Source organism: Bordetella saccharivorans, assembly GCF_045862855.1.
GTDB lineage: Bacteria > Pseudomonadota > Gammaproteobacteria > Burkholderiales > Burkholderiaceae_B > Bordetella_A > Bordetella_A petrii_F.
The window spans coordinates 1,988,205-2,006,135 of sequence record NZ_BAAFZO010000001.1 but is presented as its reverse complement, the minus strand read 5'-3'; the positions used below and the strand labels follow the sequence as shown (position 1 = coordinate 2,006,135).

Sequence of the window (17,931 nt, the reverse complement as noted above, 5' to 3'; positions counted from 1 at the left end):
AGAGTCCACGATCAAGAGCCCGCCGGCTTGGGGGGCAAAAAGCTGCATCATTATAGGCAGGGGATGGGACCGCGACGGCGCGGCAACGTTCCGCGCCGCGTCCGGCAGGTAACGCGATGCTACGCCTGGTCGAGCGCGACCTTGAGCCGCGCCTGCACCAGCGCGCGCAGCACCAGCAGCTTGCCGTGGAAGAAATGCGACGCGCCGGGCACGACCACCACCGGAATGTCGCGCGGCCGGGCCCAGTCGAGGGTTTCCGACAGCGGCACCACGTCGTCCTGCTCGCCATGCACCATCAGCGTATCGGCCGGCACCGCGATCTCGCTTTGCTGGAAGCGCTGCACCGCGGCGCCCATGAGCATCAGCGCGGCGGGCAGCGTGGGATCGCCGGCCTCGGCCAGGCCGGCGTAGGTCTGCGCCGCCACCGCGGTGCCGAACGAGAAGCCCGCCAGCACCCACGGCGCCGCGGCCAGGTCGGGATGGCGTTCGCGCATTTGCGCCACCAGGGCCAGCATGTCGCGGGTTTCGCCGCGCGCCTTGTCGAACTCGCCTTCGGACTGGCCCACGCCGCGGAAATCCGGCCGCACCGCCACCAGGCCGTGCTGCACGCAGGCGCGCGCGATGGTGGTGACGACCTTGTTGTCGCGCGCGCCGCCCTGCAACGAATGGGGATGCAGCACCAGCGCCCAGCCGCGCGGCGCCTGCGCGGGCCAGTCGATGGCGCAATCGATGCGGCCGGCCTCGCCGGTGAAGGTATCGGTTTCGGTGCGTGCGGGCATGGATGAAAGCTGTCGGAAAACGCGTAGACTGCATGTTACCAACCCGCGCCAAGGCCCGGCCCGGCGCGGGTGCCCTTACAATCGCCGCCATGCTTACTGACGCCCGCCATACCGAGCTGCCCGCGCCCGAGGCGCTGGCGCGCGAACTGTCCGCGCGGCTGGACGGCTTCCAGGACATCGCCTGGACGGCCAGCACCGGCTCCACCAACGCCAATCTGCTGGCGCGCGCGCGCACCGGAGCCGGCTCGTGGCTGCAAGGCACCCACCTGCAGCAGACCGGCCGCGGGCGGGCCGGCCGCACCTGGCAGAACCGCGTCGGCGCGGCCCTGATGTTCTCCTGCGCATTCCCGGTCCGCATGCCGGCCGGCCGCCTGCCCGCGCTGTCGCCGCTGGCCGGCCTGGCGGCCTGCGAGGCGCTGCGCCTGCTGGCCGGCGGCGCCGGCGGGCTGTGCGTCAAGTGGCCCAACGATGTGCAATGGCACGACGCCAAGCTGGCCGGGGTCCTGGTCGAATCTACCCGCGATCCGCACGTGCCGGGCGGCTACACGGTGGTGATCGGCATGGGCCTGAACCTGCGCGACGCCGATACGCTGTCGCAGGCGCTGGGCCGCGCCGTGGCGGACTGGAGCTGTGTCATCGAGCAATCCGGCAGCCGGCCGGTGAGCGCCGCCGACGTCATCTGCGCGGTCGCCGCCGCCTGGCGCGAGGCGGTGCGCGAGCTCGAGACCAGCGGCTTCGGGGCCTTCGGCCGCCGTTTCGACGCGGTCGACGCCCTGGCGGGACGCGCCGTCAATGTGGTGGACCAGGGCAAGGTGCTGTTCAGCGGCACCGCGCGAGGCCTGGACGACCAGGGCCGCCTGCAGCTGCAGACCGCCCAGGGCCTGGTGCCCGTATCGGTCGGCGAAGTATCCATCCGCCCGCAAACCACGGCCCAAGCATGATCCTGCTCATCGACTCCGGCAATAGCCGCCTCAAAGTGGGCTGGCTGGACCCCGGCCATCCCGATGGCCCGCGCGAGCCCGCCGCCGTCGCTTTCGAGAACCTCGACCCGGACGCCCTGGGCGACTGGCTGGGCACCCTGGCGCGCCGCCCGGCGCTGGCCCTGGGCGTCAACGTGGCCGGCGCGGCGCGCGGCGAGGGCATCGGCGCGGCGCTGGCGCGCCACGGCTGTCCGATGCGCTGGATCACCTCGCGCGCCGAACTGCTCGGCCTGCGCAACCGCTATACCCAGCCAGCCCAGCTCGGCGCCGACCGCCTGGTATCGCTGCTGGGCGTGCGCAGCCGCCTGCCGCGGGACCACGCCCCGTTCGTGCTGGCCTCGTTCGGCACCGCCACCACTCTCGACACGGTCGGCCCCGACGATGTCTTCATCGGCGGCCTGATCCTCCCCGGTCCGGCGCTGATGCGCAGCTCGCTGGCGCGCGGCACGGCCAACCTGCCGCTGGCCGACGGCCCGGTCACCGCCTTCCCCACCGACACCCACCAGGCCATTTCGTCCGGCGTCGCCGCGGCGCAGGCCGGCGCGGTGGCGCGCCAATGGCTGGCCGCTTGCCGGCATTACGGCCGGCCGGCCGACATTTATGTGGCGGGCGGCGGCTGGCCCGAGGTACAACAGGAAACCGAGCGCCTGCTGGCCGAGGCGGGCGGCGCGGCGGGCGTCCCTCCCACGCCCGTCTACCTGGACCGCCCCGTGCTGGACGGCCTGGCGCTGCTCGCCGCGCAGCCAGACCCGCAAACCCTTTGAGCCTTCGCCCATGCGTGTGCTTTTCGTGCTGATCGTGGTCGCCAACCTGTGGGTCTATGCCCTGGGCCAGGGCTGGCTGGGCGGCCGGCCCGACGACGCCGGCCGCGATGCCGCCGCGGGCCAGGAACTGCACCCCGAGCGCGTGATTATCCGCCCCTGAGGCATGGCGGCCGGGTGGGGCCAAGCCCTTCCGGCTCGTTTCCCCTAGCGTGGCAGCCGCGCGTACTGCACCACCGCCGTTTCGCGGAACGCCTCGACCAGCGCCAGCCGCGGCGAGCCGCGCGACCAGATCAGGCCGAAGCGGCGCGGCTCGCACGGCGCCGGCAGGTCCAGCGTGGCCAGTCCGAGCCGTTCGATGACGCCGTTGGTCGAACGGGGCAGGATGGCCACCCCCAGGTCGCGACTGACCATCACGGCGATCGATTCGATCGCGTTCAGCTCGAACCGGTCGCGCGGCGTGATGCCGACGCGGCGCAGATAATCGTCCACGTGGCGGCCGCTCCAGTCGCTGCGCCGATAACGGATGAACGGCTCGCTCGCCAGCAGGCGGTGCGGATCCGCGCCAGCGTGGCGGGGCGCGGCCGCCAGCACATAGGGCTCCTCGCGCAGCAGTTGCCAGCCCAGGCTTTTGGACAGCGGGTAAGGCGCCTCCAGCGCGATCGCGGCATCCAGCTCGCCGCTCTCGATGGCGGGATAAAAGCGCGCCGAGTGCCCCGGCTGGATCTCGACATTGACCAGCGGGTGGCGCCGCACCAGTTCCTCGAGGATGGCCGGCACCATTGAATTCAGGGCAGTGTTGCCCGCGCCCAGCCGCAACTCGCCCATGACCTCGTCCGAGCGGGCCAGGTAGCGGATTTGTTCGATGCGTTCAAGCACATCGCGCATGGGCGCCAGCAGCTCGGCCGCCTTGGCGGTCAAGTGCACGGTGCGGCCGGCGCGCGCCACCAGCGGCGCCCCCAGCTCCTGCTCCAGCGCGCGGATCTGCTGCGCCACCGCGCCATGGGTCAGGCCCAGCCGGCGGGCGGCCTCCGCCATCGAGCCGTGGCGGGCCACGGCGACCAGGGTGGTGAGGAAATCAGTGTTCATGATGATAGATATTCTATCGTCTGATCGCATTCCGCCTTTCCCCTGGCACGGTCGCGCCCGCCCAGAATACCGGGCTGGAGACCCCGATGAGAAGCAAGCTGTTCGTGCCGGCATCGCGCCCGGAACTCTTCGACAAGGCCGTGAACAGCGCGGCCGATGCCCTGTCGTTCGACCTGGAGGACGCGGTCGCGCCGGAACGCAAGGAGTGGGCGCGGGCCTGCCTCGCAGATTGGCTGGCGGAGCCGCAGCGCGCCAGCCAGCTGAAGCAATACGCCAAGAAAATTATCGTCCGCGTCAACGCGGTCGAGACCCCGCACTTCGCCGGCGACGTGGCGGCCCTGGCCGGCCTGCCTGTCGATATCCTCAATGTGCCCAAGACCGAAAGCGCCGCCGCCGTGCGCGCCGCCATCGACGCGGCCACGCGGGCCGGCTTCGAGGGTGGCTTCCTGGTCAACGTCGAGACCCCGCTCGGGCTGGCGCGCGCGGCCGAGCTGGCAGGCGCCCATGAACGCGTCGCGGGCCTGCAACTGGGCCTGGCGGACCTGTGCGAGCCGCTCGGCATCGACCGCTACCAGCCCCGCACCCTGCACGCCCTGATGCTGGCGCTGCGCCTGGCCGCTGGCGCCGCCGGCAAATTTGCCATGGACGCCGCCTACGCCCGCGTATCCGACCCGGAGGGCTTCCGCGCCGAGGCGCGACTGGCCCGCTCCCTCGGCTTGCTGGGTAAATCCTGCATCCATCCGAGCCAGGTCGCGATCGCCAACGACGTCTTCGGCTTCAGCGCCGCGGAAATCGACGCCGCCGAGCGCATCGTGGCCGCCAGCCGCGTGCACCCCGGCGTGGGCGCGTTCCTGCTGGACGGCAAGATGATCGACGCCCCCTTCGTGCGCCGCGCCCGCGAGGTGCTGCTGGCCGCCGGCCGCCCTGCCTGAGCCGACTTCTTTACACAGACTGGACCATGACACCACACGTTTCCCCGGAAGGCCTGCCGCTGGCCGGCATCAAAGTGCTGGACCTGAGCGCCTACATCGCCGGCCCCTATGGCTGTGCATTGCTCGGCGACATGGGCGCGGAAGTCATCAAGATCGAGCCCCCGGAAGGCGACAACCTGCGCAAGTATCCCTCGACACTGGCGGCGGAGAGCCGCGCGTTCCTGGGCATCAACCGCAACAAGCGCGGCCTGTGCCTCAACCTCAAGAACGCGTCCGGCTACGACGTGCTGACGCGCCTGGTGCGCGAAGCCGATGTACTGGTGCACAACTTCCGGCCGGGCGTGCCCGAGCGGCTGCGCATCGATTACGCCACCCTGGCCGCGCTGAATCCCCGCCTGGTCTATTGCGCCATGACGGGCTACGGCGCGAAGGGGCCGATGGCCCGCCACGCCGGCTACGACCAGGTGCTGCAGTCGATGACGGGCATGTGCGCGGCGCAGGGCAAGGCGGATGGTCCGCCCGAGATCCTGTACGGCTCGGTGGTCGACTATTACGGCGCGGCGCTGATCTCCAACGGCGTGGCCGCCGCGCTCTACCAGCGCGAGCGCACCGGCCGCGGCCAGGCCATCGAGGTGTCGCTGCTGGGCGCCGCGCTGGCGATGCAATCGGCCCGCCTGGTCTACGCCGAAGGCGAACCCCTGCATATCGAACGCGACATGCGCTCGGGCGGCATCACCGGCATCCATCCCACCGGCGAGGGCTACCTGTACATTTCCGCCAACACGCCCCATTTCTGGCAAGCGCTGTGCGCCCACCTGGGCTTGCCAGAGCTGGCCGCACACCCCGACTACGACACCGTGAAAAAGCGCGCAGCCCAGGCCGCCGTGCTGGTCCCCCTGGTGCGCCAGGCGCTGGCGGCCGATACCGCGCGCAACTGGGCCGGGCGTTTCGGCCAGAGCGTGCCCTGCGCGGTCGTCAACCGGGTCGAGGACATGTTCGACCACGCCCAAGTCCAGGCCATGGGCTTCCTGCGCGAATATGAGAACACCGACGCGGGCAAGTACCTGGGGCTGGGCCGGTGGGCCCACTTCGGCGCGCAGGATGAAGCCTCGCCGGCCGCCATTCCCGCGGCCGGCGCGCCGGGCCTGGGCCAGCATAGCCGCGCGATCCTGGCCGGCCTCGGCTACGCGGACGCGGAGATCGAGCGGCTGCTCCGGGAAGCAGCGGTGCTGTAGGCTCGGTCCCGTACCAAAACCACACAGGAGACACCAACCATGGAACAGGCCCCGCGCTACAGCCGCCGGCCCGACGGGTCGAACTGGGGGGATTTCGGCCCCGATGACCAACTGGGCACCCTGAATTTCATGGACCGCCAGGCGCGGCTCGCCGCGATTGCCGAAATACGCGAAGGACTGTCCTTCTCGCTGAGCCTGCCGCTGACCGTGCCACGCGCTCCTGTGCTCAACCCCAGGCGCAAGGGTCCGGTAATCCGGCCGGCCGACAAGAACGGCGTGCCGGTCTACCGTTACCCGCTGGCGCGCGACGTCCCTGGCGCTACTGACGTCATCAGCGACGACAGCGTGACGCTGTCGCCGCAGTATTCCACTCAATGGGACGCGCTCGGCCATGTCAACACGCTGTTCGATGCGCACGGCAGCGGCACGGCAACGCCGGTCGGCTACAACGGCTTCACGGTGAGCGAGCCGCGCGCCGACGGCTTCGCGGGCACGCGCGACCTGTCGATCGCGCCCATGGCGCAACATGGCATCCAGGGGCGCGGCGTGCTGGTCGACCTGCGCGCGCACTTCGGCGACGGCCAGCGCAAGGTTTCACACGCCGACCTGATGGCAGTCATGCGCGCCGACAGCGTCAGCGTGCGGCCCGGCGACGTACTGTGCCTGCACACCGGCCTGGCCGACCTGGCGCTCAGCCTGGACGACGCCGACCAGGAGCGCCTGCGCACCAGTTGCGCGGTCCTCGACGGCGACGATCCGGCGCTGCTGGCCTGGATCAAGGACAGCAGGATCGCCGCCATCGCCGCCGACAACCACGCCGTGGAACTGCGCAACCACAGCCTGCGCGCCGGCCAGGGAGCGCTCCTGCCGCTGCACGAGCAGTGCCTGGTCAAGCTGGGCCTGCCGCTGGGCGAGCTCTGGCACCTGACCCCCCTGGCGCGCTGGCTGCGCGAGCACGGCCGCCACGCATTTTTCCTGACCGCCGCGCCCATTCATGTCCCCGGACTGGTGGGCGCGCCGGTCAACCCCATCGCGACCGTCTGACAGCGGCGCGCCACAACCGAGAAATCACTGAACGTCCCCGCACAGGAGGAGGATAAACATGAGCAAGAACACAACATGGCGCTGGAGCGCGCTGGCGGTCGTCGCCGCGCTCGGCCTGGCTGGCCTGCCGGCGCACGCGGCCGGGTATCCGGGCGAGCCGATCACCCTGGTGGTGCCGTATTCGGCCGGCGGCGGCGCCGACAACGCCGCCCGCATCATCGCCGAGGGCATGAGCGCGGTGGCCGGCCAGAGCGTGGTGATCGAGAACAAGGGCGGCGCCAGCGGCTCGATCGGCGCCGCCTATGTCGCGCGCGCCAAGCCGGACGGCTACACCGTCCTGTACGATGCCTCGGCCTTCGCCATCAACCCCGTGCTGCGCAAGCTGCCCTACGACGCCAAGAAGGATTTCATCCCGGTCTCGCAAGCCGTGACCGTGCCCAACATCCTGGTGGCGGCAACCGGCTCGGCGTTCAACAGCCTGCCGGACTTCATCCAGGCCGCCAAGGCCAAGCCGGGCCGCTACACCTATGCCTCGTACGGTCCGGGCAGCCTGGCCCAGATGGCCGGCGAACTGCTGAAGAAAGACGCCGGCATCGACGTCCTGCACGTGCCCTACAAGGGCGGTGCGCCGGCCATCGTCGATGTGATGGGCGGCCAGGTCGACGTGTACTTCGCCAACGCCGCGTCCAGCCTGAACTACGTCACGGGCGGCAAGCTCAAGGCGCTGGCCGTCTCGTCGGCCCGGCGCATGCCCGAGCTGCCGGACGTGCCGACCGTGGCCGAAGCGGGCATCAACGGCTTCGACGTCGCCGAATGGAACGGCTTCTTCCTGCCCGCCGGCACGCCGCCGGAGGTCGTCGCCAAGCTGCAGGACATCGTGCAGAAAACGCTGGCGCGCCCCGAGACGCGCGACAAGCTGGCCAAGCTGGGACTGACCGCGGTGGGCTCGAGCGCGGTAGACTTCGCCAAATTCATCGCCGCCGAAGAAGCCCGCTGGGCGGATGTGGTCAAGGCCAACCACATCAGCGTGAACTGAAGCCCTCCTCGCGCAGGCAGGACGGCCGGGCGCGTCCCCGGCCGTTTTCTTGCCGGCGTGGCGATCACCAACACCGGAGCGCGCACCATGAGCCGCAAAGACGATTTCGAACAAGGCCTGGCCAACCGCCGCGCCGTGCTGGGCGATGCCTGGGTCGAACGCTCGCTGGCACGGGCCACCACCTTCACGGCCGACTACCAGAACCTGATCACCCGCTACGCGTGGCACGATATCTGGAGCCGCCCGGGCCTGCCGCACAAGCCGCGCCGCATGATGGTGCTGGCCGTGACGCTGGCGCTGGGCCGCTGGGAAGAATTCGAACTGCACGTGCGCGCCGCGCTCACCGCCCGCGATGACTCGCGCCTGACGCCCGACGAGCTCAAGGAAGTGCTGCTGCAAAACGCGGTCTACGCCGGCGTGCCGGCGGCCAACACGGCCTTCAACCTGGCCCAGGACATCCTGCGCGAGGTCGCCGGGGACATCGGTTACACCCTGCAGCCCGCCGACCCCGGCGTGGCGGACCCCTTCGCCGGCGGCTGACACCGGCCCTGCACACGCCTACAACCAGCGCGCCAGCGCGGCCAGCGTACGCTGGGTGGCGCCGGCATGCCCGGCCGCCCAGCGCCGGGCGGCCTGCCCCATGGCCTGGCGGCGCCCGTCGTCATCCAGCAGCGCCAGCGCGGCGTCCAGGGCCGCCTGGGCATCGGGTGCGCGCAGCGCGGCGCCGGCGGCGATGGCGTCCTCAGCCGCCTGCTTGAAGTTGTGCGTATGCGGCCCCACCACTACCGGCACGCCGGCCGCGCAGGCCTCGATCAGGTTCTGTCCGCCCAGCGGCGCGAAACTGCCGGCCACGATGGCGACGTCGGCAGCGGCATAGTAGAACGCCATCTCGCCCAGCGTATCGCCCAGCACGGCATCCACCTCGCCGGCCACCGGCGGCAAGGCCTCGTCCGGCGCCGCCGCCCCGGAGCGCCGCACATAGGCCAGCCCGGCCGCGCGCAGCTGCGCGCCGGCCTCGTCGAAACGCTGCGGATGCCGGGGAATCAGCACGTACAGCACCGGCCGGCCGCCGCCCGCCCGCGCGCGCATGGCCGGGGCAAACATCGCCTCCTCGCCCTCGCGCGTGCTGGCCACCGCCACCACCGGCCGCCCAAGCGCGCGGCGCCAGGCCTGCCCTGCCTGGACCTGGTCCGGCGGCAGGGCCAGGTCGAATTTCAGGTTGCCCGTCACCTGCACGGCGCGCGCTCCGGCCTGCTCCAGGCGCCGGGCATCTTCGGGAGTCTGCGCCAGCACTGCCTCCAGGCCCGCCAGCGCCTCGCGCAGCGCGCGCCCCAGCCACGCCGCCTGGCGCAGCGACGAGGCCGAGAAACGGGCGCTGACCAGCGCCATGGGCACCCCCAGGCGGCGCGCCTGGGCCAGCAGATTCGGCCACACTTCCCGCTCGATCAGCAGGCCGCAGCGCGGCGCATAGCGGGCCAGGAAACCGCGCGCAGCGGCGGGAAAGTCGTACGGCAGCCAGGTCTGGCGCAATTGCCCGGCGGCGATCGCCGCCCGGAACAGGCGCGCCCCTTCCGCCCGGCCGGTAGCGGTGGTGTGCGTCAACAAGACCGGCAAGCCGCGCTCCAGCAAGGCTTGCACCAGCGGCTGGGCGGCGCGGGTTTCCCCCAGGCTGACGGCATGCACCCACACCGGCGGCCGGGCGAACGGCGCCGGGGCGGCCGGATCGGCCCGGCCGAACCGCGCGGCCGAGAAAATGCCCCACTCGCCGCCAGCCCGCCGGGCGCGCCGCGCCATCCACAGCCAGGCCAGCGGCGCCGCCGCGTATAAAGCCAGGGTATAGACGCCGCGCCGCATCTCAGCGCGCCACAGGGCGGCGCCCGGCCCGGAAAGCGGCGGGCCGGCTCATGTCAGCCGGCCGCCAGGGCCTGGTCGACCGATGCCAGCACCGCCTCGCGCGAAGGCGGAGCGCCGCGGTCGCCCAGGCTGGCGGTGAAACTGGGCCCTACCAGCGGCGTGCGCACCGGGGTGGAGGCGCGGTAGATGCCGATGGTCGGCCGGCCGAGCGCGGCCGACAGGTGTGTCAGGCCGCTGTCCAGCCCCACCATCAGGCGCGCGCCGGCCAGCAGGCGGGCGATGGCCGTCAGGTCCATGCGCGGCAGCACTTCCGCGCCGTCGAGGCCGGCCACCAGCGCCTGGGCGCGCTCGGCCTCCTGCGCATTGCCGGCCAGCAGGCGCAGCGTGCAACCCGCCTCGCGCAAGCGCGCGAACACGGCGCGCCAGTCGTCTTCCGGCCAGAGCTTGTCGTCGCGGCTGGCCGACGGCATGATGACCGCATAGCCGTGATCGGTGTTCAGGTGATGGTGCGGACGCGCGCATTGCTCGGGCGCCGCGGCGCACGCGCGGGCCTCGGCCTGCGCCTGGCGCGCGAACGCCTGCAGGCCGAAATCGGGCGGCCCGCTATAGGTGTAGCCGAAAGCCAGCGCAGCCAGGGTGCGCTGGCGGATGACGGCCGGCTGCCAGAACTCCACCCGATGGCGTACCTGGTAGAACAGCGAAGCCAGTGGCTCGCGGGCCGAACGCCAGTCCAGCCCATGGCGCACGCCGCGCGTCTGGCGCACCAGCCAGGCCGATTTCAACAAGGCCTGCATGTCCAGCACCACGTCATACTGCACGGCGCGCAGCCGTTCGGCCAGGGCCCTCCGCTCGGCCTTCACCGGCTCGGACCACCAGGCCTTGCGCCAGCGGCGGTGCGCCACCTTGATGACCTCGTGGACGGCCGGATGCCAGGCGGGGATTTCGGCAAACGCCTCTTCCGCGACCCAGTCGATCACGGCGTCGGGCACATGCCGGGCGATGTCGGAAATGGCCGGCAGCATGTGCACCAGGTCGCCAAGCGACGATGTGCGGACGATGAGAATGCGAGTAGGCATCAAAGCGGGGCGGTGCGGTAGAAGCAGGAAATGTACAACACAACACGCCCTGGACGCCCGCCGGGCCGGCCAGCGTCAGAGCACCGCCCCCATGCGGGCGCGGACACGATGCTTCACGGCGCGATAGGCGCGCAGCGGAAAGGCCAGGACGGCCTCTACGCCCCGATCGAGCTTGCCAAGGACGGCCATCAGCTTCCAGAACGCGACGATGGGCACATAATTCAGCATGCGCGCGATCTTCACGCCGCGATGCACCTTGCGCCCGAAGATGTCCCAGGCAATGCCGGTTTTCAGCCAGTCGGCCCCGAAATTCTCGTCCGCTACCGCGAAAATCTCGCGCAGGGCCCGCAGCCTGGGATAACCATGCAGCCCTTTCACGCGCTGAATCCAGGCCACGCAGTGCATGCCCACGTACCACATGAGCTGCTGGCGCTTGGCCTCGAACTGCCCTTTCTTGCGATAAAAGGCCAGCATATCCTGCAGCGCGGGAACGATATTCAGGATGCGCTTGTCCGTCTGCTGCATCGACTGCGTAGGCCGCGTGATGTCGTAGTTATAGAGCTCTTTGTCTACATAGTAGATTTTCTTCGCCACCAGATAGCTCTTGGGCGCGAAGTTCGCGTCGGCAAAGAAAATTCCCGGCAGCAGCCGCACGTCGGGGTCGGCAAAAACAGACCGATGATAGATCCGGCCGCAGGGTGTCGCCCAATTCCGGTACAGCAGATCGCGGTCTTCCGCCGATAGTTCGCGTTCCGTTTCGAACGGTACCGGCTTGAACGGCTGGGTACGATCGCTGAAGCAATAACGCAAGTTGCCGATCAGCAGATCGGCGCCCGTTTCCTGCGCCTTGTCGTACATGAACTCGATCGCATCGGGGTCCAGGAAGTCGTCCCCGTCGACGATGATGATGTACTCGCCGGTCGCCCGGTCAATGCCGTAGTTGCAGGCCGCGCCGTGCCCGCCATTGGGCTTGATGAACGACTTGAACATGGCGGGGTACTGCGCCACGTATTCATCGATGATCAACTGGCTGTCGTCAGTGCCGCCATCGTTGACGACCAGCACTTCGATGTCCTGGCAAGTCTGCCGGGCCAGCGAGGCCAGGCAGCGCTCGACATAGAATTCCAGGTTGTATACCGGTACGACTACGCTGACCTTCGGCATTACTTCGACCCGCCCGCGAATTCTTTTTCATAGACATCGAGCGCCCGCTCGATGATGTTGTTCATGTCGTAGTAGCGGTATTCGGCCAGCCGGCCCACCAGCTTGAGGCTCTTGAACGACTCGGCCAGCTTCAGGTACTTGGCGTACAGCTCGGCGTTGCTGTCCTTGGGTATGGGGTAATACGGGATGCTCTTGGAAGGCACGCGCCGGTCGTATTCCTGCGGGTACTCCTTCATGATGGTCGTCTTGGCCGGCTTGGCGTCCATCAGGTGCTTGTACTCGGTAATGCGCGTGTAGGCCTGGGTGTTGGGGTAGTTCACCGTGGCGGTCGGCTGGTAGTAGTCCATGTCGTGCGTCTCCAGGTCGAAGCGCAGCGACCGGTACGGCAGCTCGCCATAGCAGTAGCCGAACAGCTCATCCAGGGCACCGGTGTAGATCACGGTGCCTTCGAACGGGTGGCCTTCGAACAGCACGGCGCCGGTATCGGGCTGCAGGCTCAGCAGCTGGCTGGCCTTGGTGTTCAGGCGCACCTCGATCAGCGGATGGGCCAGCATTTTCTCGAACATCGCCGTGTAGCCATCCTTCGGCAGCGCCTGGTGGCTTTCCTGGAAATACCGGTCGTCGTACGACAGATGCACCGGCACGCGCGCCGTGATCGTTTCGAAATCCAGGTTCTCGGGCTTGTCGCCCCACTGCTTGGTGGTGTAGTTCAGGTAGATGTTCTGGAAAATGAAGTCGCCCAGTTCGCGGATGCGCGGGTCGCCGTGCTTGCGCAGCACCGACACCGGCACCTTGACGTCCATGCCGAACTCGCCCACCAGCAGGTCCTTCAATTCGGCCGCCTGGTCCGGCAGCAGCTTCTCCAGCGAGGTCAGGTTGAAGGGCACGGGCACCAGCTGGCCCTGCACGTCGGCCAGCACGCGGTGCTGGTACGGGTGCCAGCCCGTGAACTGGGAGATGTATTCCAGCACCCGCGGGCTATTGGTGCGGAACAGGTGCGGGCCATACTTGTGCACCCGTACGCCATGTTCGTCCTGGTAGTCGTACATGTTGCCGGCCACATGGTCGCGCTGTTCGACCAGCAGCACGCGCCGGCCCTGCTGGGAAGCGAGGCGCTCGGCCAGGATAGAACCGGCGAACCCGGTGCCCACGATGATGACGTCGTAATTGCTCATATCTCAAACCTTCAATACCGACCGGATCGCGCTTTCCATCTGCGGCGCCACCTTGTCGACGGTGTACTCGTTGTAAACCGAATAATCGGGGGTGATTTTCTTGTCTATGTATCGTTTCAATACATAAGCGATGCGGTCGATGCGGGCATCCGCGACCAGATTGCCGGCCCGCGCCATGATTTCGGCAGTGGGCCCCTTGGGCATCGTGACCGACGCGATCGGCCGGCGCGCCCCCATGTAGTCCGTCAACTTGCCGGGGAAAAACGGATTGCAGTCCAGGCCGTCTTCCTCCGGGGAGAATAGTCCGTCGATCAGCAGCAGGGCATCCGCCTCGCACATCAGGCGCAGGCTTTCCGCATAAGACACGGGTTTCTCGAACCGCACGTGGCTGGAATTGCGCATTGCAGCATGCTGCTGGAGGTCCTGTGCGCCGGGCGAAGCGCCATAGAATCGCACTTCGAACCGGCTGCGATATTCGGGATAGATTTCCAGCAGGCGGTCCACTGCGCGCAGCACCGGCGTAGCCGTACGCTTGATGTAGTACAGCATGCCGAGGTGGGAAAAAACGAACTTGTCGTTACTTTGCGTTGCCGTTTGAGGGTACATCCGCGGGTCGAAACAATGCGGAATGACCACGGCCTTGTCCACCAGCGGCGCCAAATCGCCGGTGAACATGAGATCGCGCTGGTAGCTGTTGTTCAGAATGACGCGATCGGCCTGGCGCAGCGTGTCCCGTTCGATGGCACGGTCTTCGGCCGCCAACGGGAAGCCCCGTGTTACGTACGGGTTGCGCACGAACAGGTCGCCGAAATAGGTGATCCAAGGCAGTTCCGGGTGCAGCTTCTTGATCTCGGCCGCCGCGGCATGGCTGATCAACTCATTGGAATGCGAAATGATGAAGTCGAATTTTTCGCCCGACTGGGTATAGGCGTCGAGCACGGCGCGCACGAAGGCGGCACGCGCCGATTCGGTGCGCGGATTGGCATGGTCTACCTGGACCTCGATCCGCTTGATGTCGGTGGACGCGTATTTCAGTACTTGATCGTCACGCCGGTCGCGTGCGGCCTGCACCACCGTATACGAGATGTCCGTGTCCTTGATGCGCTTGAAAAAATCCAGATCGGCCGAGCCGATATAGGGCGCAAAAAACCAGGAGACAGCAAAACCTTTGAGTTTTTTCATTCCATTCCACATCCTTGCCGGCCCTGCTCCATGCTGCGGCGACGCAGGCCGTGCGATTACATGCTTCGAATTATTCGCGCCGGACAGCGGGCAGGCTTATCGCCAGCCAGCCTGCGCCCGTCATCGCGATCAATCGCGGGCACCTTTCTTCGCCAGGCGCGACCACCAACCCTGCGATGCCTCCCTTTCACGCTCTGCCTGCCGCAACGCATCGAGCTGGCTGCTCGCCTCGTCCATCCGCCGCCGGTTCTCCGCCAATGAAACAGCCAGCGACGCCAGCTCTTCTTTCCCGGCTCGCCATTGGGCTCGCTGAAAGTAGAAGCTGTAGGACGCCGCCAACGCTGGCGAAAAATGCCGCGCGCCGTGCGTCACACGGCCAATCTCGTAGAACAGCGTATCCGATTGCAGATAGGGTGCCACGTCCGCCTGCACGGTCTCGGACTGGATAAGCCCGTGCAGCGCGGCCGCCAGCGGCGCCGGCGACGCGCGCAGGGCGGCGAGTCGCTCCGAAAAGGCCTCCCACACGGCAGATTCGGCATGGCGTTGCCCGACTTTCCGGCACAATGCCGCGTCGCCTGCGGGATGCCTTGCCAATTGCGCGCGCAATTCTTCGGCGGAAATACTGGGCAGGCTGCGCCCCGAAAAATTCGCGACGGCCGCGGCCTCGAACAGTTGGTCGTCGACCATGCCCTTCACCCCATCGTAGCCAACCAGGCAGCAACGCTGCCCTGCCGCCAGGCCTTCCAGCAGCACGCGCCCCATGCCCGCCACGCCACCGCTGGCGCGCATCAGCTCCACCACATCGGCGCGCACCCCCAGGAAGCGCACAAAATCCGCCGCGCCGTCCTGCGCGAGCTGCTGCTGCAGCACGGCCTGCGCCGGGCCTTCCCCGACGACGTCGATACCCGGCAGGCCGGCCTCGCGCGCCAGGCTGGCGAACTGGCGGATGCCCACGATCTTGAACGGATCCAGGCGGCTGACCACCAGCCAGCGGGCCGGCTCGCTACTCGCCGGCTGCGGGCGAAAAGCCTGCGAATCAACCGCATTCGGCTGCATGACGAGCCGGTCGTCGTCTACATAAGCGGCCGCCAGCGACCGGACCTCTTCAGAAACGGCAATCACGCGGTCGGCGTGGGTCAATATCACGCTGCCGAGCAGAAAATCATTGAGCGGCCCGTAGCCCGCGCTCAGCGAACTGGGGCCGTGCAGCGTCGCCACATAAGGCACACCTTCGAGCTTGGCGGCCAGGAAGGCGGGAAAGAGGCTGATGAACGGATGGGCGTGCACGTGCGTGATGGCGTGCTCGCGCATGAACTCGCGCAATGTACGAGTCGAGCGCAGCAAATCCGCCGCGCTGGCCGAGGCACTCAGCGGCAAGCCGCGACACTGCCCGGCAAGCTCGGTGGGCAGCAGCTCGGGTCGAGGCTCGCCAGCGCATGCCAGGTACACGTCCCAGCCCAGGCGCGACAAGATATGCACCTGGCCGCGAATGTATGTCTCCAGGCCGCCGACATCGAATTGTTCGGTAACGATCAACAAGGATGGCATGAGCCGCTCACAATTTGGCGACGCTGACCGACGAGCGCAGCGCGGCAATGCCGCCGCCGCGCAACGGCCGCTGGCTGATCTTCAGAATAATGGCATCCGTCTTGCGGTCCAGGTATTCCATGTGCGCCTGCGTCACCTCTTCGGCAATGGCGAGGGTTGCAAAGTACGTCCCTTCGCCCAGGGTCAGGTCCAGGTCGAACTCGATCCGCAAGCGGTCGCCGCGCTGGGCCGACGGGTAGCTGGCGCCGTGATACATGGTGCTGGTGCCAAATGCGGACACGCCTTCTATAGTGCGGATGAGCAGCCCGGCCTGCAGCATTGTAATGGGCGCGAACACGTCGACATCGACGGTGATCACGGCCTTTTGCCCGCTCTGGAAGGCCTCGCAAGGCTCGCCTCGCTCATCGCGAGCCTGCCATCCCCTGATGAGGGCCCGCGCTTCGCCATCTTCAGCCGCCTGCTCAGGCTGCTGGGCGGGCGAAGCGCTCTCTGCATCGGCAGCCGCCTGTTGCGGCTGGCTGGCATTCAGATAGCGCAGGTACGTTTTCTCGTCCGAATACAGCAGCGCATGGTACTGGTCGATGACGTCCTTGGCCGGCCCGAGCGCATGCAGTTCCCCACGATGCAGCAAGGCGGCCCGCTGGCAGAATTTCTCCACCGTGGAGGTCGAGTGCGTCACGATCAGGATGGCGCAGCCAGCGGCGCGCAAGCTTTCGATATAGTCGAAGCACTTGCGCTGGAACTTCTCGTCGCCCACCGAAAGCGCCTCGTCGACGATCAGGATGTCGGGCTGCACGCAGGCCTGCACGGCGAACGCCAGCCTCACGTACATGCCGCTGGAATACGTCTTGACGGGCTGGTCGAGATGCTCGCCGATATCGGCGAAGGCCGCGATCTCGTCGAAGCGGGCATCCATCTGCGCCTTGGAGAACCCCAGCACGGAGCCGTTCAGGTATACGTTCTCGCGGCCAGTGAATTCGGGATTGAATCCGGAGCCGAGCTCGAGCAGGGCCGCCAGCTTGCCCTTGACATCCACGTCACCCGTGGTGGGCGACAGGGTGCCCGCAATGATCTGCAGCAGCGTGCTCTTGCCGCTGCCGTTGCGCCCCAGGATGCCCACCGTTTCGCCTTTGCAGACATGGAGGGACACGTCGCGCAGCGCCCAGAATTCCTTGAAATACTGGCGCCGGCCAAACGACAGGAACTGCAGCAGGCGATCACGCGGCTGCGCGTACATCTCGAAGCGCTTCGAGACGTTGTCCACCGAAATTACACGTTCACAAGACATCGGCGAACCCTTTCCTCGTTTTCTGGAACCATGCGAAACCCAGCATGGCGACCGCGATCGCGGCGATCATATATAGCGTCCACGTGTCCCAGGCAATCGGCTTGCCCCAGAACAGCACATCGCGCCCCTGTTCGATGATCAGCGTCAGCGGGCTGATGTGCAGGAAGGGGCGATAGCGCTCGGGCAGGATTTCGGCCGAATAGAAGATGGGCGACAGGAACATGAGCACGGTGGTGACGATGCCGATGAACTGCGTGACATCGCGCAAGTACACGCCCAGCGCGGCCAGGAACCAGCTCAGGCCCAGCGTCATGATCGCCAGCGGCAGCACGACCAGCGGAAACAGCAACACGGTCGGGTGCGGCACGCCGAACAGGATCACGTAGAAAATCAGCCATACCAATAGGCTGATCAGCATATGGAACAAGGCCGAGCCGAGCGACACGCAGGGCAGGACTTCCAGCGGGAACACCACCTTCTTTACGTAGTTGGCGTTGCCCAGGATGAGCGAGGGCGCGCGGTTGATGCATTCGGCGAACAGGTTGAAGATGATCAGGCCGGCGAACAGCACCAGCGCGAACTCCGCCTTGGACTCGCTGCCGCCGGGCCAGCGCGCCTTGAACACCACGCTGAAGACGAACGTATAGACCAGCAGCATCAGGACCGGGTTGAAGAACGACCACAGCAGGCCCAGGGCCGAACCGCGATAGCGCCCGATGACTTCGCGCTTGACCAGGTTGCCGATCAGCTGTCGATGGGTACCCAGGCTCTTGAGCAGGTACAGCAAC

General features: G+C 67.8%; 18 protein-coding genes. 8 read left to right on the top strand and 10 right to left on the bottom strand.

Annotation, left to right across the window (positions count from 1 at the left end):
• Positions 1 to 119: 119 nt before the first annotated feature.
• On the bottom strand, positions 120 to 779 hold the full coding sequence (locus tag ACKTT0_RS09635; protein WP_407849682.1) for an alpha/beta hydrolase: 660 nt from the start codon (positions 777 to 779) through the stop codon (positions 120 to 122).
• 89 nt (positions 780 to 868) lie between these two features.
• On the opposite strand from ACKTT0_RS09635, the gene ACKTT0_RS09630 reads away from it, so the two are divergent.
• The 3 genes from ACKTT0_RS09630 to ACKTT0_RS09620 are packed head-to-tail and all read left to right on the top strand — an operon-like array spanning position 869 to position 2,683.
• Entirely contained in the window at positions 869 to 1,720 is an 852-nt protein-coding gene (locus ACKTT0_RS09630) for a biotin--[acetyl-CoA-carboxylase] ligase (RefSeq protein WP_407849681.1), read from the top strand.
• Positions 1,717 to 2,523, top strand: a complete 807-nt coding sequence (locus ACKTT0_RS09625) for a type III pantothenate kinase (protein ID WP_407849680.1) — start codon at positions 1,717 to 1,719, stop codon at positions 2,521 to 2,523. Before ACKTT0_RS09630 ends, ACKTT0_RS09625 begins: the two co-directional genes overlap by 4 nt.
• Positions 2,524 to 2,533: 10 nt before the next feature.
• Positions 2,534 to 2,683 (top strand): hypothetical protein, encoded by a 150-nt coding sequence (locus ACKTT0_RS09620; protein WP_407849679.1) that lies wholly within the window; start codon positions 2,534 to 2,536, stop codon positions 2,681 to 2,683.
• Between the two features lie 44 nt (positions 2,684 to 2,727).
• Here the strand turns inward: ACKTT0_RS09620 and ACKTT0_RS09615 are convergent, their stop codons facing one another.
• Positions 2,728 to 3,609 (bottom strand): LysR family transcriptional regulator, encoded by an 882-nt coding sequence (locus ACKTT0_RS09615; RefSeq protein ID WP_407849678.1) that lies wholly within the window; start codon positions 3,607 to 3,609, stop codon positions 2,728 to 2,730.
• A gap of 86 nt (positions 3,610 to 3,695) precedes the next feature.
• Here ACKTT0_RS09615 and ACKTT0_RS09610 point away from each other — a divergent pair, with 86 nt between their 5' ends.
• From ACKTT0_RS09610 to ACKTT0_RS09590, 5 genes are all read left to right on the top strand, one after another.
• A complete protein-coding gene (locus tag ACKTT0_RS09610) occupies positions 3,696 to 4,541 on the top strand; it encodes an HpcH/HpaI aldolase/citrate lyase family protein (RefSeq protein WP_407849677.1) in 846 nt (281 codons plus the stop codon).
• A gap of 26 nt (positions 4,542 to 4,567) precedes the next feature.
• Positions 4,568 to 5,776: a CaiB/BaiF CoA transferase family protein gene (locus ACKTT0_RS09605; protein ID WP_407849676.1), complete on the top strand. Its 1,209-nt coding sequence runs from the start codon at positions 4,568 to 4,570 to the stop codon at positions 5,774 to 5,776.
• Positions 5,777 to 5,815: 39 nt separating this feature from the next.
• Positions 5,816 to 6,820, top strand: a complete 1,005-nt coding sequence (locus ACKTT0_RS09600) for a cyclase family protein (RefSeq protein WP_407849675.1) — start codon at positions 5,816 to 5,818, stop codon at positions 6,818 to 6,820.
• Between the two features lie 58 nt (positions 6,821 to 6,878).
• On the top strand, positions 6,879 to 7,856 hold the full coding sequence (locus ACKTT0_RS09595; RefSeq protein ID WP_407849674.1) for a tripartite tricarboxylate transporter substrate binding protein: 978 nt from the start codon (positions 6,879 to 6,881) through the stop codon (positions 7,854 to 7,856).
• 87 nt (positions 7,857 to 7,943) lie between these two features.
• The gene (locus ACKTT0_RS09590; RefSeq protein ID WP_407849673.1) at positions 7,944 to 8,396 is read left to right on the top strand and encodes a carboxymuconolactone decarboxylase family protein; all 453 of its coding nucleotides are present in this window, start codon (positions 7,944 to 7,946) and stop codon (positions 8,394 to 8,396) included.
• 18 nt (positions 8,397 to 8,414) lie between these two features.
• Here the strand turns inward: ACKTT0_RS09590 and ACKTT0_RS09585 are convergent, their stop codons facing one another.
• The 8 genes from ACKTT0_RS09585 to ACKTT0_RS09550 all read right to left on the bottom strand — a co-directional run bounded on the left by ACKTT0_RS09585 (position 8,415) and on the right by ACKTT0_RS09550 (position 17,930).
• The gene (locus ACKTT0_RS09585; RefSeq protein WP_407849672.1) at positions 8,415 to 9,710 is read right to left on the bottom strand and encodes a 3-deoxy-D-manno-octulosonic acid transferase; all 1,296 of its coding nucleotides are present in this window, start codon (positions 9,708 to 9,710) and stop codon (positions 8,415 to 8,417) included.
• A 53-nt stretch (positions 9,711 to 9,763) separates the two neighbouring features.
• Positions 9,764 to 10,786 carry a lipopolysaccharide heptosyltransferase I gene (gene waaC / locus ACKTT0_RS09580; RefSeq protein ID WP_407849671.1) on the bottom strand — a complete coding sequence of 341 codons (1,023 nt, stop codon included), beginning with the start codon at positions 10,784 to 10,786 and terminating at the stop codon, positions 9,764 to 9,766.
• Positions 10,787 to 10,861: 75 nt separating this feature from the next.
• Positions 10,862 to 11,950 carry a glycosyltransferase family 2 protein gene (locus ACKTT0_RS09575; RefSeq protein ID WP_407849670.1) on the bottom strand — a complete coding sequence of 363 codons (1,089 nt, stop codon included), beginning with the start codon at positions 11,948 to 11,950 and terminating at the stop codon, positions 10,862 to 10,864.
• The gene (gene glf / locus ACKTT0_RS09570; protein WP_407849668.1) at positions 11,950 to 13,125 is read right to left on the bottom strand and encodes a UDP-galactopyranose mutase; all 1,176 of its coding nucleotides are present in this window, start codon (positions 13,123 to 13,125) and stop codon (positions 11,950 to 11,952) included. Before glf ends, ACKTT0_RS09575 begins: the two co-directional genes overlap by 1 nt.
• A 3-nt stretch (positions 13,126 to 13,128) precedes the next feature.
• Positions 13,129 to 14,307 (bottom strand): glycosyltransferase family protein, encoded by a 1,179-nt coding sequence (locus ACKTT0_RS09565; RefSeq protein ID WP_407849667.1) that lies wholly within the window; start codon positions 14,305 to 14,307, stop codon positions 13,129 to 13,131.
• Between the two features lie 129 nt (positions 14,308 to 14,436).
• Positions 14,437 to 15,855, bottom strand: coding sequence for a glycosyltransferase (locus ACKTT0_RS09560; protein ID WP_407849666.1), 1,419 nt, complete (start codon positions 15,853 to 15,855; stop codon positions 14,437 to 14,439).
• Between the two features lie 7 nt (positions 15,856 to 15,862).
• Positions 15,863 to 17,119: an ABC transporter ATP-binding protein gene (locus ACKTT0_RS09555; protein WP_407849665.1), complete on the bottom strand. Its 1,257-nt coding sequence runs from the start codon at positions 17,117 to 17,119 to the stop codon at positions 15,863 to 15,865.
• 13 nt (positions 17,120 to 17,132) lie between these two features.
• Positions 17,133 to 17,930 carry an ABC transporter permease gene (locus ACKTT0_RS09550; protein WP_407849664.1) on the bottom strand — a complete coding sequence of 266 codons (798 nt, stop codon included), beginning with the start codon at positions 17,928 to 17,930 and terminating at the stop codon, positions 17,133 to 17,135.
• Position 17,931 lies beyond the last annotated feature (1 nt).

What these genes read in the sequence shown, in the direction of transcription:
- ACKTT0_RS09600 (WP_407849675.1), top strand. Translation starts at nt 5,816, where the DNA reads ATGGAACAGGCCCCGCGCTACAGCCGCCGGCCCGACGGGTCGAACTGG.
- glf (WP_407849668.1), bottom strand. Translation starts at nt 13,125, where the DNA reads ATGAGCAATTACGACGTCATCATCGTGGGCACCGGGTTCGCCGGTTCT.
- ACKTT0_RS09620 (WP_407849679.1), top strand. Translation starts at nt 2,534, where the DNA reads ATGCGTGTGCTTTTCGTGCTGATCGTGGTCGCCAACCTGTGGGTCTAT.
- ACKTT0_RS09610 (WP_407849677.1), top strand. Translation starts at nt 3,696, where the DNA reads ATGAGAAGCAAGCTGTTCGTGCCGGCATCGCGCCCGGAACTCTTCGAC.
- ACKTT0_RS09565 (WP_407849667.1), bottom strand. Translation starts at nt 14,307, where the DNA reads ATGAAAAAACTCAAAGGTTTTGCTGTCTCCTGGTTTTTTGCGCCCTAT.
- ACKTT0_RS09630 (WP_407849681.1), top strand. Translation starts at nt 869, where the DNA reads ATGCTTACTGACGCCCGCCATACCGAGCTGCCCGCGCCCGAGGCGCTG.
- ACKTT0_RS09590 (WP_407849673.1), top strand. Translation starts at nt 7,944, where the DNA reads ATGAGCCGCAAAGACGATTTCGAACAAGGCCTGGCCAACCGCCGCGCC.
- ACKTT0_RS09625 (WP_407849680.1), top strand. Translation starts at nt 1,717, where the DNA reads ATGATCCTGCTCATCGACTCCGGCAATAGCCGCCTCAAAGTGGGCTGG.
- ACKTT0_RS09585 (WP_407849672.1), bottom strand. Translation starts at nt 9,710, where the DNA reads ATGCGGCGCGGCGTCTATACCCTGGCTTTATACGCGGCGGCGCCGCTG.
- ACKTT0_RS09575 (WP_407849670.1), bottom strand. Translation starts at nt 11,950, where the DNA reads ATGCCGAAGGTCAGCGTAGTCGTACCGGTATACAACCTGGAATTCTAT.
- ACKTT0_RS09635 (WP_407849682.1), bottom strand. Translation starts at nt 779, where the DNA reads ATGCCCGCACGCACCGAAACCGATACCTTCACCGGCGAGGCCGGCCGC.
- ACKTT0_RS09595 (WP_407849674.1), top strand. Translation starts at nt 6,879, where the DNA reads ATGAGCAAGAACACAACATGGCGCTGGAGCGCGCTGGCGGTCGTCGCC.
- ACKTT0_RS09615 (WP_407849678.1), bottom strand. Translation starts at nt 3,609, where the DNA reads ATGAACACTGATTTCCTCACCACCCTGGTCGCCGTGGCCCGCCACGGC.
- ACKTT0_RS09605 (WP_407849676.1), top strand. Translation starts at nt 4,568, where the DNA reads ATGACACCACACGTTTCCCCGGAAGGCCTGCCGCTGGCCGGCATCAAA.
- ACKTT0_RS09560 (WP_407849666.1), bottom strand. Translation starts at nt 15,855, where the DNA reads ATGCCATCCTTGTTGATCGTTACCGAACAATTCGATGTCGGCGGCCTG.
- waaC (WP_407849671.1), bottom strand. Translation starts at nt 10,786, where the DNA reads ATGCCTACTCGCATTCTCATCGTCCGCACATCGTCGCTTGGCGACCTG.